The organism is Pseudoalteromonas sp. SANK 73390, assembly GCF_054966645.1.
Genome location: NZ_ARPN01000053.1, coordinates 67,660 through 84,315 on the forward strand (window position 1 = coordinate 67,660; position 16,656 = coordinate 84,315).

General features: G+C 39.4%; 14 protein-coding genes. 9 read left to right on the forward strand and 5 right to left on the reverse strand.

Features of this window, described 5'->3' with window-relative positions:
* The first annotated feature begins 113 nt into the window (after positions 1-113).
* The gene (locus SANK73390_RS07185; RefSeq protein ID WP_462764993.1) at positions 114-1,310 is read left to right on the forward strand and encodes an acyltransferase family protein; all 1,197 of its coding nucleotides are present in this window, start codon (positions 114-116) and stop codon (positions 1,308-1,310) included.
* Positions 1,311-1,336: 26 nt separating this feature from the next.
* Here SANK73390_RS07185 and SANK73390_RS07190 read toward each other — a convergent pair whose 3' ends face one another.
* From SANK73390_RS07190 to SANK73390_RS07200, 3 genes are read right to left on the reverse strand one after another with little or no spacing between them, the layout of a single operon-like run.
* Positions 1,337-3,754, reverse strand: coding sequence for an ABC transporter permease (locus SANK73390_RS07190; protein ID WP_462764995.1), 2,418 nt, complete (start codon positions 3,752-3,754; stop codon positions 1,337-1,339).
* Positions 3,747-4,436, reverse strand: a complete 690-nt coding sequence (locus tag SANK73390_RS07195) for an ABC transporter ATP-binding protein (protein ID WP_462764997.1) — start codon at positions 4,434-4,436, stop codon at positions 3,747-3,749. The genes SANK73390_RS07190 and SANK73390_RS07195 overlap by 8 nt, the downstream gene beginning before the upstream one ends.
* Positions 4,437-4,448: 12 nt before the next feature.
* Positions 4,449-5,693, reverse strand: coding sequence for an efflux RND transporter periplasmic adaptor subunit (locus tag SANK73390_RS07200; protein WP_462764999.1), 1,245 nt, complete (start codon positions 5,691-5,693; stop codon positions 4,449-4,451).
* Between the two features lie 177 nt (positions 5,694-5,870).
* Between SANK73390_RS07200 and SANK73390_RS07205 the strand changes: the two genes are divergently transcribed.
* Together SANK73390_RS07205 and SANK73390_RS07210 are read left to right on the forward strand one after the other, a co-directional pair.
* Positions 5,871-7,244, forward strand: coding sequence for a sigma-54-dependent transcriptional regulator (locus tag SANK73390_RS07205; protein WP_462765000.1), 1,374 nt, complete (start codon positions 5,871-5,873; stop codon positions 7,242-7,244).
* Positions 7,237-8,538, forward strand: coding sequence for a sensor histidine kinase (locus SANK73390_RS07210; RefSeq protein WP_462765002.1), 1,302 nt, complete (start codon positions 7,237-7,239; stop codon positions 8,536-8,538). The genes SANK73390_RS07205 and SANK73390_RS07210 overlap by 8 nt, the downstream gene beginning before the upstream one ends.
* A gap of 42 nt (positions 8,539-8,580) precedes the next feature.
* On the opposite strand, the gene SANK73390_RS07215 is transcribed toward SANK73390_RS07210, so the two are convergent.
* Both SANK73390_RS07215 and SANK73390_RS07220 read right to left on the reverse strand, forming a co-directional pair.
* Entirely contained in the window at positions 8,581-9,255 is a 675-nt protein-coding gene (locus SANK73390_RS07215; protein WP_462765004.1) for an alpha/beta hydrolase, read from the reverse strand.
* Between the two features lie 247 nt (positions 9,256-9,502).
* Positions 9,503-10,666, reverse strand: coding sequence for a serine hydrolase domain-containing protein (locus SANK73390_RS07220; protein WP_462765006.1), 1,164 nt, complete (start codon positions 10,664-10,666; stop codon positions 9,503-9,505).
* A 258-nt stretch (positions 10,667-10,924) separates the two neighbouring features.
* Between SANK73390_RS07220 and SANK73390_RS07225 the strand changes: the two genes are divergently transcribed.
* The 6 genes from SANK73390_RS07225 (at position 10,925) to SANK73390_RS07250 (ending at position 16,580) form a co-directional block, all read left to right on the forward strand.
* Positions 10,925-11,755: a MipA/OmpV family protein gene (locus SANK73390_RS07225; protein WP_462765008.1), complete on the forward strand. Its 831-nt coding sequence runs from the start codon at positions 10,925-10,927 to the stop codon at positions 11,753-11,755.
* Between the two features lie 8 nt (positions 11,756-11,763).
* On the forward strand, positions 11,764-12,162 hold the full coding sequence (locus SANK73390_RS07230) for a DUF3019 domain-containing protein (RefSeq protein WP_261592545.1): 399 nt from the start codon (positions 11,764-11,766) through the stop codon (positions 12,160-12,162).
* Between the two features lie 7 nt (positions 12,163-12,169).
* The gene (locus tag SANK73390_RS07235) at positions 12,170-12,865 is read left to right on the forward strand and encodes a response regulator (RefSeq protein ID WP_462765009.1); all 696 of its coding nucleotides are present in this window, start codon (positions 12,170-12,172) and stop codon (positions 12,863-12,865) included.
* The gene (locus SANK73390_RS07240) at positions 12,865-14,133 is read left to right on the forward strand and encodes a sensor histidine kinase (protein ID WP_462765010.1); all 1,269 of its coding nucleotides are present in this window, start codon (positions 12,865-12,867) and stop codon (positions 14,131-14,133) included. The genes SANK73390_RS07235 and SANK73390_RS07240 overlap by 1 nt, the downstream gene beginning before the upstream one ends.
* A gap of 88 nt (positions 14,134-14,221) precedes the next feature.
* Positions 14,222-15,073, forward strand: a complete 852-nt coding sequence (locus SANK73390_RS07245; protein WP_462765011.1) for a GNAT family N-acetyltransferase — start codon at positions 14,222-14,224, stop codon at positions 15,071-15,073.
* Positions 15,074-15,227: 154 nt separating this feature from the next.
* Complete coding sequence (locus SANK73390_RS07250) at positions 15,228-16,580, forward strand: S41 family peptidase (RefSeq protein WP_462765013.1); 1,353 nt, start codon at positions 15,228-15,230, stop codon at positions 16,578-16,580.
* The last annotated feature ends 76 nt before the right edge of the window (positions 16,581-16,656 follow it).

A 16,656-nucleotide genomic window follows, 5' to 3' on the forward strand; every position in this document is an offset into this window, starting at 1 on the left:
CTCTATTCCACCGTTTATCACTATAAGCTTACAGGTCAAACAGTTAGCTGTTTTTTATCCGCGACTACTTTGCCAGACTTTACTTCTCAATACACCTAATTTAGAGAAAAACAATGAACCAACGACGCTATGACATTGATGCAGTGCGAGTACTGGCATTTGCCGTGCTTATTCTTTATCACTTGGGTATGTACTATGTTGCTGGCTGGGAGTTTCATCTCAAAAGCGCGACTACCTTTGAATGGCTGCAAGATATTATGATATTAACCAACCCTTGGCGCATGTCATTACTGTTTTTTATCTCAGGCATAGTATTAGCATTAACAGTTGATAAATACAGTATCAGCAAATTAGTGCTATTAAAAAGCCAGCGGCTATTCATTCCTTTGTTATTTGGCATGTTTGTGATTGTAAGCCCACAAGTTTATATAGAGGCACTGAGTCAAAACCTTATTGAAACAGGCTTTTGGTCGTTTTGGATTGAGTATATTAACCCTACAACTTTTTTGTTAAGTGAGCATCACTCTGCAATAGGGTTATTAACTTGGAATCACCTGTGGTTTTTACCTTACCTTTGGGTTTACTGCATTATTGTGATTATTTTTCACCGCCCATTAACCATATTTTCGGCCATTACTTGGCTAAAGCGTATTCCCTTGGTACTGATGATATTCATTTGTATGTGTACATTGATAACCATTTGGTGGCTACTCGGTGCAGCTCACCCAAGCACCCATGACTTAATAAATGATTGGTACAATCATGGTAAGTATTTTTTAGTATTCTTAACCGGCTATATCTTTGCTGTACAAAAAAACTGGTGGCAAAACGTGATTAAACAGCGCCGCTTACTACTAGCCTTTGCTGTCGTTTGTTATGTTTTTATTATTGCCGATAGACATAATGTATGGACGGCGCTGGCAAGCCTTTATGAAACTAAGCTCACCGTAAAGTTGCTTTATGCATTAATACATAGCGCCAACCATTGGTTATGGATTTTAGCAGTAGTGGGTTATGCAGGTTATTACCTAAACAACCCCAGTACGCTCATACAATATACAAATCGCGCAATTTTACCGTGCTACATACTACATCAAACACTCATTGTGGTGTTTGCTTGGTGGTTAAAACCCTTTGTCATTCATCCTGCATTTGAAGCATTATTGTTGTTAGTTCTCACGGTAAGTGGATGCTATTTAGGATATAAGCTGAGCAAACAAAATAGCACTCTGCGTATGCTATTTGGTATGCAAAGCAAAGCATACAAGCCATCTAAGAAGCAAGTAACCAATTTAGCAAGCCCACAATAGGGCATGCTAAATGGCTAAGTCATACATCATTCATATTTTAATGACTCAACAGGGCGAGCTTTAGCAGCAAATGCGGATAAAGAACCAACTGTGAGCCATGCAATTGCAAAAGCCAGCCCTGCTGCTATTAAAAATGGAATAATCGTCAATTCAATACTATATACAAAACTGGCAAGCCATTGTTGCATTATATAATAGGCTAGAGGCCAAGCTAACACATTGGCAATCAGCACTTGCTTTGAAAACTCTTTATTTATGAGTAAGACGATATCCCAAACACTCGCACCAAGTACTTTACGAATACCAATTTCTTTAGTACGACGCTGAGTTGTAAATGATGCGAGTCCAAATAACCCTAAGCAAGCAATAAAAATGGCTAACATGGCAAACAAATTAAACACCGTCAGTTCTTTGTCTTCTTGTTGATAAAGTTGCTCAAACCTATCTTCCAAGTGCGATAATTCGATAGGCTGCTCTGGAATAAGTGCAGCCCAAGTTGTTTCAATAAACTCACGCACCAACGCAGTGTCACCTTGATATTTAATCGACAACGTATTGCCTCTATCACGATGCAATAAATGGTAAATTGGACGGATTTCACTTTTTAATGATGAAAAATAGTAATCTTGTGTCACACCAACAATCGTTACGATACTGAGACTACCTTGAGTCAAATGCGCTTTGAACTGTTTACCTATCGCCTCTTGTGGTGTGTAACCCAAAGAGTCAGCAGCCTTTTTATTAAGGACCACACTAAAGTTAGATTGCTCTTCACTTGCCATAACTAATTCATCAGCGGGGAAATCTCGACTAAACCCTCTGCCACTTAAAAAACGTATTTGATAACCCGTAAAGTAATCTTCATCTACAGCTAATACTGGCATTGTCTGAAATGTATTTGTTTGCGGGTGTGTCATACCATATGCATCCACTATCGAGCCGGTAGGAAAAGCTGAACTGGCAGAGACATTTACAATGTTAGGATGTGTCAACAATTGGGTTTTTAGGGCGCTTCGTTGCAGGCTTGCCTCATCGGTATAAAGCCTTTGTAGCACAATGGTTTGTTCTCTGTCATAGCCCTGTTCAATACTGCGCGCATAGCTTAGCTGATTGCTTGCCACGAGTGTGACGATAATCAAAATAACCGCTACACTAAATTGCAGTACTACCAGCAATTTCCTAAGTAAAATGCCTGACTGACCTTGTGTGACTTCACCTTTTAATACTTTTACAGGTTTAAAACTGCTCAAATAAAATGCCGGATAAGACCCAGAAACCACCCCTACAAACAAGCCTAAAATGAGTAACATAGCAAGCACTGACACATCATAATAAAAATTAAATTCAAGCGGTTTACCAATAAACTCAGCAAATAAAGGCAAGCTAGCCTGAACAAACGCAAGTGCAATAAATAAAGCGATATAACTAAGTAATACAGCTTCAGTAATAAACTGGGCAATCAGGTGATGTTTTTTAGCCCCTAAGGTCTTGCGAACCCCAACTTCTTTTGCGCGTTTAGCGCCAGACGCCGTCGACAAGTTCATAAAGTTCACACTCGCAATTAACAAAATAAGAGCAGAGATAATCGAAAATGAATACACCGTGCTAATATCACCATTGTCTTTCATTTCACCGTATCTATGTGAATGCAGGTAGATATCGGTTATAGGCATCAGTTTAAAGGCTAACATATCACTGGCACCGCGCTTAACGTGATCTTCTAAATAAGTGGGGATCTTAGCCTCTAGTGCTTCACCGGAAGCACCTTGAGCCAATTTTAAATAAGTAAAGTAGTTAAAGCTTTGGTCCTGCTGCCATTGCGTATCACCAAAAAACTCATTGGCTGTTGCCATACTCACCAAAGCAAAAATATTAAGGTGTGTGCGTTTAGGTAAGTCTTTTACTACTGCAGTCACTTTTAATGTAATACGGTTTGCCAATTGCAAGGTTTGGCCAATGACATCTGTCGTTGCAAAGTACATAAGCGCAGAAGATTCACTCAGTACGATTGAATTTGGCATGTTGAGCCCTTTGCTATTGCCTTTAATTACCTCTAATGAGAAAAACTCAATAGCATTGGCATCTGCAAGCATCAATCCCTCATTAATAAATAAGTCTCGCCCGTGACCCAAGGGTAAGTTAATCGCTCTTAAACGTGTTGTTTCTTCTACTTCGGAAAAATACGCTTTAAATCGTTCAGCGTTATAAACCTGAGCTTGGGCAAAGTGCTGTGCTGGTGAGTTTGGCGGCGTAAAGTCTACTGATGCACGATAAATACGTTCATGATCTTGGATTAATTCATCATAACCAAGCTCAGACTCAACAAAAATCACCATGGTTATACAAGTTGCTAAACCTATCGCCAAGCCAAGAATATTAATGATTGAATACAGCTTTTGTGTAAATAGGCTGCGATAAGCAATGATAAAAAAGTTTTTAAGCATAACGCACATCCTGCATATGTTGAGATACAATATGACCATCTAACACGTTAATGGTACGGTGTGCATAGTTAGCATGATGATCCGAGTGAGTCACCATTACAATGGTAACCCCTTCTTCATTTAACTTAGCAAGCAAGCGCATGACCTCTTCGCCATTTTTTGAGTCTAGGTTGCCCGTTGGTTCATCTGCCAAAAGCATTTTTGGCTGTGCCACTATGGCACGCCCAATTGCCACTCTCTGTTGCTGGCCACCAGAGAGCTGTTGCGGATAATGATCTTTACGGTGTGCAATGTTTACTTTTTCTAAAATCTGTTGCACGCTTTGCTCACGCTGCCCTTTACTAATACCCTGATAAATAAGTGGTAATTCCACATTCTCAAATACAGTTAACTCATTTATTAGATTAAAGCTTTGAAAAATAAAACCAATATTATCTTTGCGAAGATCGGCTAATTTACTCTCTTTTAGGTGGCTCACATCGGTGCCATCAAAGGTATATTGACCATCATCAATTTCATCCAATAAGCCAATGATATTAAGTAAAGTCGACTTACCTGACCCTGATTGGCCCATAATCGCCACAAACTCACCACGTTCAACGGTTAATGAAACTGAATCGAGTGCATATGTTTCTACAAGTTCAGTGCTAAATACTTTGCTTATTTTTTTTAGTTTTAACATCAGAGTTTCCTATTAATTGGTGAGCGTAATTGATTGCATATCTTTAAAGCTGCCATAACTTGAGGTGATCACACGGTCTCCTTCAGACAGCCCATTGATGACCACAATTGCTTTATTATTTCGTTGGCCCAGCGAGACAAGTTTCTTTACTGCGGTATTGCTACCCTGTTCAAGTACAAATACCCATTTACCTGCGGTATCTTGATAAAACCCCCCATTGGGTAGCAACATGGCAGGTTGTGCATCAGCTAAATACAACTCAAGTTGTAAGCTCTGCCCACGACGCAAGCCCTTTGGTAATTGCGATTCAAAATTCAGGTCAACTTCAAAGCGGCCATTGTTAACTTGCGCGTATACTTTAGATAGTTTCAAACTATAATCTTGCCCTAAATGCGTCACTTTTGCGGATTGCCCTGCAAGCACTCTCCCCAAATAAAATTCATCAATATAGGCTGTTACCTTGTATTGATTGACAATATCAACCTGCCCTAGGCGGGCGCCTCGTGCTTTTGATTGGCCAAGTTCTGCATTTAAGGCCGTTAGCTGACCGTCAATAGGCGCTCTGATGATTAAGTTTTCTAAGTTCTTGCGAGCAAAGCTTAGATTTTTATTTAACTGAGCCACGCTGTCTTCTAGTTGTGTAATTTGTACAGTACGAATACGCTCATCTTGACTTTGTTGCTCCATAACCAGCTTGCGACGACCTTTTAAATATTCAGTTTCATCTATCGTTGCTTGCAGCTTATCTTTTGAGACTAAATTACCACTGCCGAGGCGATTAAGTTGAGCTAAACGACGCTCACTTTGCTTGATCTGATGATCTAGCTCCAATAAGTTACGTTGTAAATTCAAACGGTTTTGATCAATGGCTAGTCGGGTGTTATGTAAGTTGTTTAACTGTTCCGAAATTTGCGCCTCACGAGAGATCACATCAAGTTGTAGTGCGGTGTTACTCAGTAGCAGCAGTTTATCACCCTTTTTAACCATGGCCCCTTCTTCAACAAAACGTTGCTCAACTCGGCCGCCTTCAATCGCATCTAAATACACCGACTTGCTAGGTGTGATGTTACCTCTGATTGGGATCAGATCATGAAATTGACCTTTGCTCACCACACCTATTTTCACTTTATCTTTTGCTAAGTTGTATGTACCCATACTACTAGCAGCGCCACTTAATGCTAAATACACCACAGCAATAACAGGTACTGTTAACCACCAAACTTTGAAGGTGCGTTTTTTTACTTTTTGCTTATCCATAACGTGTCACTTTTAAAACCAAAATATACTTAATTAGAAACAAGTAACGTGCCAAAAAGAAAAATACAATAAAAACAGTGATTTATAGATTTTTACGTAACGTGCGCTGAAAATAAGTGTAAAAGAATAAAACACTTAGTGTACGATATCGTACAGTTTGAATACCAAAGGCATACTATGGCTATCAGTGAAAAAGCAATTCTCGTAGTTGATGACAATAAAGAAATACTCGTTGCAACTCGTATGCTATTAAAACCACATTATAAAAAAGTAATGACACTCGATAACCCTCACGATATTGCCAATACCATGGCTAAACAGAAGTTTGCACTCATTCTACTCGATATGAATTTTACCCGAGATTCAACATCTGGTGCAGAAGGCTTTTACTGGTTGAAACAGATTAAAACCATCGACGAAGATGCCGTTGTGGTACTTTTTACCGCATTTGGTGACATGTCGATGGCGGTTGACGCAATCAAACAAGGAGCCAGTGACTTTGTATTAAAGCCATGGCAAAACGAAAAGCTACTGGCTACTGTTGCCAATTGTGTTGAGCTAAATACACAACGACAAACAAATAAAAAGCTTAATCAAATTGCTCAGTTGTCACTGGCCGCGCAGAATAAACCATTTGAAAACCTCATTGCGGCAAGCCCTGCCATGGAAGACGTTTTTCAAACCATTGAAAAAGCCGCCAAAACGGATGCCAATGTGCTGGTGTTAGGTGAAAGTGGCACAGGTAAAGAACTCATTGCCCGAGAGCTGCACAAACAATCCTTGCGTGCTAAGCAAACTTTTTTATCTGTAGATATGGGCACCATAGCCAGCTCACTGTTTGAAAGTGAACTGTTCGGTCATGTTAAAGGTGCCTTCACTGACGCAAAAGAAAACAAACAAGGCCGCTTTGAACTGGCTGACGATGGCACGTTATTTTTAGATGAAATTGCCAACATTCCTTTAGCGTTACAAGGCAAACTGCTCACTGCAATTCAAAATAGAATGATCACACCTGTTGGTGGGTCTAAACAGATTGATATTGATATACGTTTAATTACAGCAACCAACGTCAATTTGTATGATATGGTGCAATCAGGTAACTTTCGCCAAGATTTACTCTATAGGATCAACACAGTCGAAATCACTTTACCCCCTCTTAGAGAACGCCTTCAAGACATCCCGCTACTTGTGGAGTTTTACACCAAGCTTTACAGCGAAAAGTATAAATTGGGCAATAAGTTTGTTGATGATAAGACCATGCAATCACTCATTGATTATCCATGGCCTGGTAATATTCGTGAGTTACAACATTTAGCTGAGCGAGCTGTTATTTTGTCAGAGTCAGCGCAGCTGCAATTTCAGCTATCTAACAAAAGTACTCAAACTCAGTCTGTGCAAAAAACACCTAACACTTACAACCTAGCTGAACTTGAACAACACACGATAGAGCGAGCAATTAAAGATTTTAAAGGTAACATTAGTCATGCTGCCAAAGCGTTAGGTATTACCCGAGCATCTCTATACCGCAAAATGGAGAAATTCGGTGTTTAACAATAACGTATTCATTATGACTGGCTACTTGTTAACAGCCGTAAGCTTTGCAACCATTGGGGCTTTAGGTTTGCTCCATAGCCATATGCAGTTACTAAGCCTGCTTGCTGTTGCTACTGCATTGGTGTTTATACGCTGTACCACTAACCTATTTAAACGACAGCAGCAACAGTTTAATGAGATAATTAATGCCTTAAAATATAGAGACAGTAGTTTTCGAATCAGTGCTCAACATACATTAGATAAGCACATGCTTACGTTGTGTAACGAACTTATCCAACAAGCACAGGCTGATAAACGTAAACAAACAGAACAAATTGCTGTATTTGAGAGCATGCTACAACACATTGATACAGGCGTTATTTTAGCTAAAAATAACGAGCAACTACTGGTTTGCAACAATAGCGCCAAGCGCTTACTCAATATTCGCCACCTCACAAGCCTGTATGATTTGCTCAAACAACACCCAACACTTGAGCAAACCAAGTCTGCAAATAGCGTCTCAAACGAGTTACTGTTTAAGTACTTTAACTTTGCTTATCAAGATAATCAGTTTGATTTATGGTTATGTACACCAATTTCTGAGCAAATTGAAAGTACCCAAATAGACTCATGGCAAAAACTTATTCGCATACTGACACATGAAATTGGCAACTCCGTAGCCCCAATTTACTCTCTTTCTAACACTTTAATCACCATGACAGAACAGCAACTAAGTCAAAGCATTGATGACCCGGAGCTTGTCAGTGATTATTTGCAAAGTTTGCAAGCCATCGGCGTTCGCAGTAAATCATTGTTAGGGTTTATTGAAAGCTATCGCAAACTTACCCATATTCCGCAGCTAGAAATATCAAATGTAAAAGTGCAAACACTCATTGATGACGTCATCTGTTTGATAAAAAATGATTTTGAGCAAGCTGGTATCACACTACGTTGTAACGTTGAACCGCCAACATTAAGCATTAATGCAGATAAAAAAATGTTAGAGCAAGTACTGCTTAATTTACTGACCAACGCCAAAGATGCACTCGCTGAAGACAATGGTAATATTAAGCAAGTGACGCTATCAGCACAGATAAATCGTTATGCTAAATGCGAAATTTGTATCCACGATAATGGTAAGGGCATTGACCCTAATGCCTTAGATAAAATATTTGTACCATTTTTTACAACAAAGCCTACTGGCTCTGGTATTGGTCTTGCGCTAAGCCAACAAATTATTCATCGCCATAAAGGGCGCCTTAAAGTTACTTCAACGCCAGAAGCAGGTACATCTTTTACTATGATGCTATGAGTATAAATACTCAATTAATACGAACTTCAGCTTAAAAGCAAACTACTCAAAATGTGTTTTTATCCACAGTTTAACTGGGTCAACCCACTCTTTGACCGGACGATAAAATGCCCCATGTGACAGGCCTGTGTTAATGGCTATTTCAGTAAACGAACGCGTTTGCGTACTTTTCTCATCGAGCTTATTGCAGCTTCTTGCTTTATCTGACTTTTCATACATAGATAACACATGACCATATACTTTTACATCAGTATGCTTTTGCCAGACTAACCGACCACAGCCAGCCAAAATAACCGTATTAATGGCCAAATCTGATAACTTATCGGAGGTAAGGCCGGTAATAAACGCACCACGAGAAAAACCCACTAACGCAATATTTTTTGGTTCTATACCTTTTGCAACCAATGTACGTACTTGCTGATTAAGTGTATATGCATAATCAAATGGATCGGTATTTTTAGCTCGGTGATGGGCTATTAGAGTGTAACTGTCATCTGATAAAGCCTGTTTAATAGCTGGAAAGTCATAAACACCCCAGCCCTGTTTAATATTCACAGGTTTAGGGTTATCCCCTTCTACAATATAACCATGAGAGTAAAATACAAACTTATCTGTTGCCGAAACTGACTCTGGCGGTGCATCGAGTACTTTGCCTGCTAAAGTGTTAAATGAGATTAAAGTGCACAATAAACCGCTCATTAGTGCTTTGTTATTCATGACTGTGTTCCATTATTATTTTATTCGTTGTTCGCTTTTTTATAAATCCAGTGTAACCCTTGCGTAGCCGTTATCAAAAAGCTATTTCTGACTGGCTTGGAGAGCTTTGCTAGCAGTTACTTTTCAATACATTTTTTATATTGTTGCAAGGCTAAAATTGCGTATTCAGCCTTGCAATTTATCACATAAAAGCATTTAATAACAACACCTTAACACAGATAAGCGTACTGCATTATACGAATGACTATTATAAAAACTGCTTAAGCACAGTATCTCGCATATTATCAATATCAACTTCACAAGTACGATAACCATTACAATTAAACAACATCGTGATGGCCGTTTGAGTTTTAGGAAAATAGTAGTCTCTGGTTGCATAACCCAATTCGTCGCCACCATGGTAATAAACAACTTGATCATCATAACGTTCTACAAAAACCCCCAAACCATAACGTTGATTAACCGCCCCTGTATTCACCAAACGTGTGTCACCAATCAACAACTGCCTAACAGGTTCACTTATTTGCTCGCTTTCAACAATTTGCCTTAATAACTCTGCCATGTCTTTTGCATCACCTACCACCGGTGCATCTGCTACACCTATGTTGCTATAAAAATCCCGAGTGTTTTGTAATTTGTTATCTAACAACAAGTAACCCGATGCGCTTTGTCCGTATTCTTTTTCAATACCACCGTAACTCATACTCGTGAGCCCTAATGGGTCAAGCACATAATCTCGTAACGCCTTTGAGTGGTGCTCACCCAATACATTATCTAAAATTAAGCCTGCTAAGATATAGCCCGTATTTGAATACCGCCAATCACTACCGGGGTTGAAATGTGCTGGTTTATCAAGCGCATATTGTAATGCAAAGCTGTCTGTTATTAACTCGTTTGGCTGCTGTTGTACTGCTTGGTAAAATTCGCCATCGTTATCAGCGAGATAATCATATATTCCGCTGGTATGAGAGAGCAATTGGCGAGTGGTCATTAGTTCGCTGTGTTCTACTTTCGATAATATTGAGGTTGTTAAATACTGAGAAATAGGCGCATCTAAGTTAAAGCGGCCTTCTTCGTGTAACATAGCCGCAAGTAAAGCTGTGAGCTTTTTACCGGCACTGCCATTTGGAATACGCGCATCAATTTGCATCATTGTTTGCGAGTTTATATCTGCCAACCCCGCAGCACCATAGAAATCAATGGTTGGAGATTTGATATAAAGTACCACGCCGGGTACGTTAGTTTGCACGGTATCGTTAAGTAATTGCTGGTAGTCAAACTCAGTTGCGGCCACATCAATTACACTCTTAACGACATTATTATGCTTAGCGCTATTTGAACCACAGCCAGTTATCGTAAGTGTTGCACAAACTATAGTTACCTTAGTTATTAAACCTAGTGTTGTTTTCATCATAATTCCTTGTTAGTTATGTCATTCAATTCATTGATGAAAACTCTACAGCGAATAGTTTTGACACGCTGTAACACGCATCATTGATTTGTATCATAGTGTATCGTTCAGTACCCCTTATCAGTATTAAAGCGGATATTTCACTGGTTGATACTGTGATACGATACATTTTGATACGTTCTGTTAAATCTTCGTACCACCGCCAAAATAAAAAACCGTTAGGGTAATATCAAATCAACTAACAACAAGATATTAAAAATGAAAATTAAATTACTCTCATTATTAATGTGCTCAATATGCAGTATGTCGGCTTATGCCAAAGCTGAGCCTGAGACCGATTATGACTTTTTCAAAAAGCGCGAGGCGGGCGGATTTTTAACCGTAGGATTATCGAGCCTTTATCAAGGTGGCATATACAAAGATCACAAAACCTACTTACATGCTCACATTAACGCAACATACTACTTTGAAAATGGGCTTTTTGTAGAGCACCCGGGACATTCCAATAAATTTAATGCAAGCTTCAGTGCAGGGTATAACTTGTTTAATACACCCAATTGGGAGTTTGACCTCATGGTGTCAACCGCCCATGGCGACTTAAATTTTTATGCCGGCGCCGATAGTTTTGAAAAACGCAGCACCAGTTATTTAGGCCTCAGAGCATCAGGCGAAGTGGCTGGCATACAAGTACAAGCTGTTTTAGCACCCGCAACTAAAAATAAAGATTATTCTGGTGGCAGCTATGCCTCGCTGTCGCTTGCCAAAGATTGGCAGTATAAAAATTGGCGTTTTTACGGCTCAGTGGGAGCCCAGTACCGCAGTGAAAAAATGCTAGATTACTATTATGGCGTACCGCAAAGCGCTCAAAGCTTTACGGCTTATAACGCTAAAGGCGGCGCTAATTTAATTACTAAATTTGGTTTTAGTAAGCCGCTACTAGAAGATTGGCTACTAGAAGGTAATATTTCATATACCAAATACACCAACTCGATTATTAATAGCCCTTATACTCAGTTCATTTTGCAGCGCAACACAGACAGAAAAGATTACGGAAGTCATGTTGGTCTGTCGCTAAGTTACGTGTTTTAAGGAGTAAAATGATGACCTTAATAACACATACAACTATAAAAGCAGGCTTAGTTTGCATCGCAATATTGGGCCACAGTAATACTCACGCAGCAAATGAGCCAAACCAACAACTTAGTGTGTCACCAAAACAATGCACCACATTAGAACAAGGGCAAGATTGTTATATTGACCTAACCATTAATTGGCAGGCTAATATAACTGGTAATTACTGCTTATATGCAAATACTCAGCGGCTACAGTGCTGGCACAATAAAAACCAAGGCACATTAAATCAAGAATTTATAATGAATGAGCCAACTCAAATCCGCCTTGAGCAAAACCAAATAATGTTGCAACAAGTCACGATAAAGTATGCTTGGTTATACAAAAGGCGCGTTAATAAAGCAGTAAAATGGCGAATGTTTTAAAAGGTACATGATGACAAAATTGGCGTTAGTTGAAGATGATTTAGAGCTTGCACAGTGGATTTATGACTATCTCAGTGCAAAGCAATACCAAGTAGCAATGTACCATGATGGGCAACAAGCACTCGATGCGCTTAAATTTAGCGACGTTGAGCTTGTGATCCTAGATGGTATGCTACCCACACTGGATGGTTTAGAAGTATGCAAACAACTACGCCAACATTCTAATGTACCAATTTTGATGCTAACCGCGCGCGATGAAGAAATAGACGAAATATTAGGCCTTGAAATGGGGGCTGATGACTACCTAACAAAGCCAGTAAGAGGCAGATTATTAGAAACCCGAATTAAGGCACTACTACGCAGAAATACGCCCCAACTTACATCACCAAACCAATCAGTTATTCAACTCGGTGCGCTGGCACTCAATCAAGCAAATCGCAAGGTCAGTTTAGACGATAAAATCATCAATTTGTCCAGCAATGAATTTGATGCGCTGTTACTGCTAGCGACTAAGGCAGGACAAGTTGTCACGCGTGAAGAGCTCACTCAGGCACTACGAGGCTTTGAGTATGATGGCTTGGATCGTTCAATCGATTTACGTATTTCTCGGTTGCGTAAAAAACTAGGCGACAGTGGCGCGGAACCTTATAAAATCAAAACCATTTGGGGTAAGGGTTACTTGCTCGTCAGTGAGGTATGGTAATGTGGCGCTTTGTTGTTGCACTGATTATTTTGACACTTTTTGGTAGTATTGGGCTTGGCAAACTATTTGATACATTAAACGAACAATCACAACAAATAAAAGAGATAAATCAACAGCAAGTCATTGCCAATCAAGCGCTACTCGCGCAAATTGCACTACAACAACTAACACCAAATCAGCAGCATTTTTTTTTGCAGCAAACGCTGCTGCAGTTACCTGAGTACGAGTTCGCCATACATAAACTGGCTGACTACCCGCTACCTAAACCACTGTTATTAAAGCTAAAAAAACAGCCTGTACTGGTGTTTGAAACTAATGAACAATTGCAAGCTTATACCTTGTTAGCACACGACCAAATATTGTTGACAAGTACCACGAAAGAGCCGCTTGATGAATCAACTAACATGCTTATGACAATGAGTTTTTACGCTGCACTAATAATGCTAATTTTGCTGTTTATCGCCCCTTTTGTGATGCGATTGCGCAAGCTCAGTGTTGCAACAACACACTTAGGCTCAGGATATTTGCAGCAAAGGGTGAGTGTTGGTTCTATTTGGTATCTAAAAGAACTGGAAACAAACTTTAATACCATGGCTACCACGATAGAAACTCTAGTCGATGATATAAAATTGCTCGCAAGTGGTCTTTCCCATGAACTGCGCACACCACTTGCACGTGTGCGTATGGGTTTAGATACTTTAGTTGAAACCAATGACGAATCTTTGCGTTTAAAATACGAACAACGGGTAAACGCCAATTTAGATACGATGGAAGACTTACTAAATCAACTACTATCTTTTGCGCGCTTACAATACACTTTAGATAACTTAAAAAAAGAGCCTGTTGATCTTAATCAGGTAGTCAAAGATCAATGTAGCAACCTCAACGACTCGCGCTTGCAAATTCACTATTCAAATCAAAGAGCCATAATAAGTGCTGATAGGCACTATTTAGGCATGTGCATCAGCAATTTTGTCAGCAATGCATTTAAGTATTGTGATACTCAAGCTTCTATCTCTATCCTCTGCAAAACAGGCTCCATACAACTGATAGTCAGCGATGACGGAAAAGGAGTTGAACAAAATGCGTATGCAAAAATATTTAAACCCTTTGTGCGCTTAGATAAACAACATCACTCAGGTTATGGCGTTGGGCTCGCATTTGTGGCTCGTGTTGCAGCTTGGCTAGATGCAACTATAAACGTTGACCGCTGTGAAGCACTTGGAGGTGCCAAGTTTACTCTACAGTTCAAAAAGCGTGATATGTAAGCTTTATATTAAATAAAAACAGTGCCCGACTATCTCTACATTTTATTTATCGCTACACTGCCTTAGTTAAAGTAACCTGAGAAGCACCATGGCCAATAAACAATTTTCAATCAAGACAATGACTAAAAGTGAATTGAATATTGCTATAGAGTGGGCAGCTAAAGAAGGCTGGAATCCGGGGCTCTATGACGCACAGAGCTACTACTGCGTCGACCCTAATGGCTTTTTAATAGGCTACCTTGACGATGAGCCTATTGCCTCTATCTCAGTGGTTAAATACAACCTATATTTTGGCTTTTTAGGCTTTTATATTGTTAAACCCGAGTATCGCGGCCAAGGCTATGGTTGGCAAATTTGGCAAGCCGGTCTTAGCTACCTCAAAGGCTGTAACATTGCATTAGATGGCGTGCTCGAACAACAAGACAACTATAAAAAGTCTGGCTTTCAATTTGCCTACAGCAATATTCGTTTTGAAGGGCGTGGTGGCTCTAAAGCACCTGAGACTCCAAATATAGTCCAACTCGCAAACATTCCGTTTGAAGTGCTTTGTGCGTATGAACAGCCTTTTTTCCCAGCAAAGCGAGATGACTTTTTAAAGCATTGGATAAACCAACCTCAAAGTAATGCATTGGGTATTATGCGCAATGATAAACTTGCAGGCTACGGCGTTATTCGTCCATGTCGACAAGGTTATAAAATAGGACCTTTGGTAGCAGATGAAGCACTACTGGCTGAATCGTTATTTTTGGCTTTAAGCGCGAGTGTCGGTACTGCCGAATTTATCTACCTTGATGTTCCCGAGGTTAATAAAGCAGCTATTGATTTAGCTAAGCGTTACAATATGACTCCTTCATTTGAAACGGCAAGAATGTACACAGGCCCTCGCCCAGATACGCCGATTAGCAAAGTTTACGGCATCACCTCATTTGAAATTGGCTAACGAAGTTCCCTATTATTTCGCTATAAGTAGCTTTATGGTTCTTTTATAAAAAAGTTTTAAACCTTATTGCCAAAGCTCACGTCTAAATTACAACAATAACAAATAACAAATAACAAATAACAAATAACAAATAACAAATAACAATAAGTTACTTATGCAGTTTATATCTAACACTTACAAACAATTTTTTATTTTATGCCTATGTATCATTGCGGCATTTAATGCAGTAGCAAAACAACCTCCACTGCAGCCGCTGCAAAATACTCTTACAGTTAAACAAGCTCAAGCAGATATTGAGCAATGGTTTAACTGGTTACATCAAACCCATCCAGATTTATCTCACAGTGTTAGAGATATAGATGGGTTCTATGACAAAGTAAGCAAGATTAAAAGTAGTATTGAAGAGCCGATTACTGCGATGGCTTTATGGCAAGAAATGGCACCGCTTAACTCCATTTTAGCTGATGGGCATATTAAAGTGGGCCATGGCTCGTCATCACAATGGCGTGAATGGATAAAGCAAGGCGTTGCATTATTTCCATTTGAGATAAATGTTACTGAAGATGGTTTGTATGTGGCGCGCGACTTAGGTGAGCAAGATAGCCAGTATAAAGGCGCTAAAATTAAATCTATCAATGGTCAAAATACGGCCGCCATTTTAGATAAATTACTTACCAATACCCATGGCGACACCCTTGCCTTTCGCAAGCATGTATTACAAAATCAATTTCACCGTTTATTTTATATGACGTTTGGGCCTCAGTCCTCTTTCAATATTGAACTTGCTCATAATAGCCAAACACATCGCATAAAATTAGATGCAAAAGCTGCAATATCAACAAGTCTCGCTGAAAAATCTTTTTCGGATGCATTTAACATTACATACCGTGACAACACAGCTTTATTGCAAGTAAATACGTTTTCTTGGCATGACTTTAAACAGTATCTCGCCTATATGGATGACGTTTTTAGTGAAATAAAAACAAAGAATATTGACCATTTAATCATCGACATTCGTAATAACGCAGGCGGTAATGACGATATGTGGATAGCTGGTATTTTAAGGTATATTGCCAATAAACCTTATCGCCACTTTTCACACTACCGTTCAAAAATTTTATTAAAATATCGAGATCCGGGGCAAATTGTTGGTAATATTGAACGAGGCGAAAAAACCAATCTAATACAACCTGAAAAGAACTTAGCAAACTTTTATCATGGAAAAACGTCTGTGCTAATTGGTACCGGTACCTATTCATCATCTATTGTATTTGCCAATACAGTGCAAGATTATAACTTTGCACAGCTAATTGGCACTCAAACAGGTGGGCGAAGCACACAAAGTGGTGGTATTCAATTTAAGCATTTAGCACATAGTCAGCTACAAATAATTTCTCCGCGCTTTTTGATTACACGCCCAAGTGCAGAGCAACAAGTAACCCCTGTACAGCCAGACATAAGCCTCTCAGCAGCAAAGATCAACAATAACATAAAAGCACTTTTATAAGCCTGCAATTATGAGTGTCGTACCGCCATAGTTGCGGCACATTTTCCCCAAAAAAACACCACATCAAGTTTTTCGA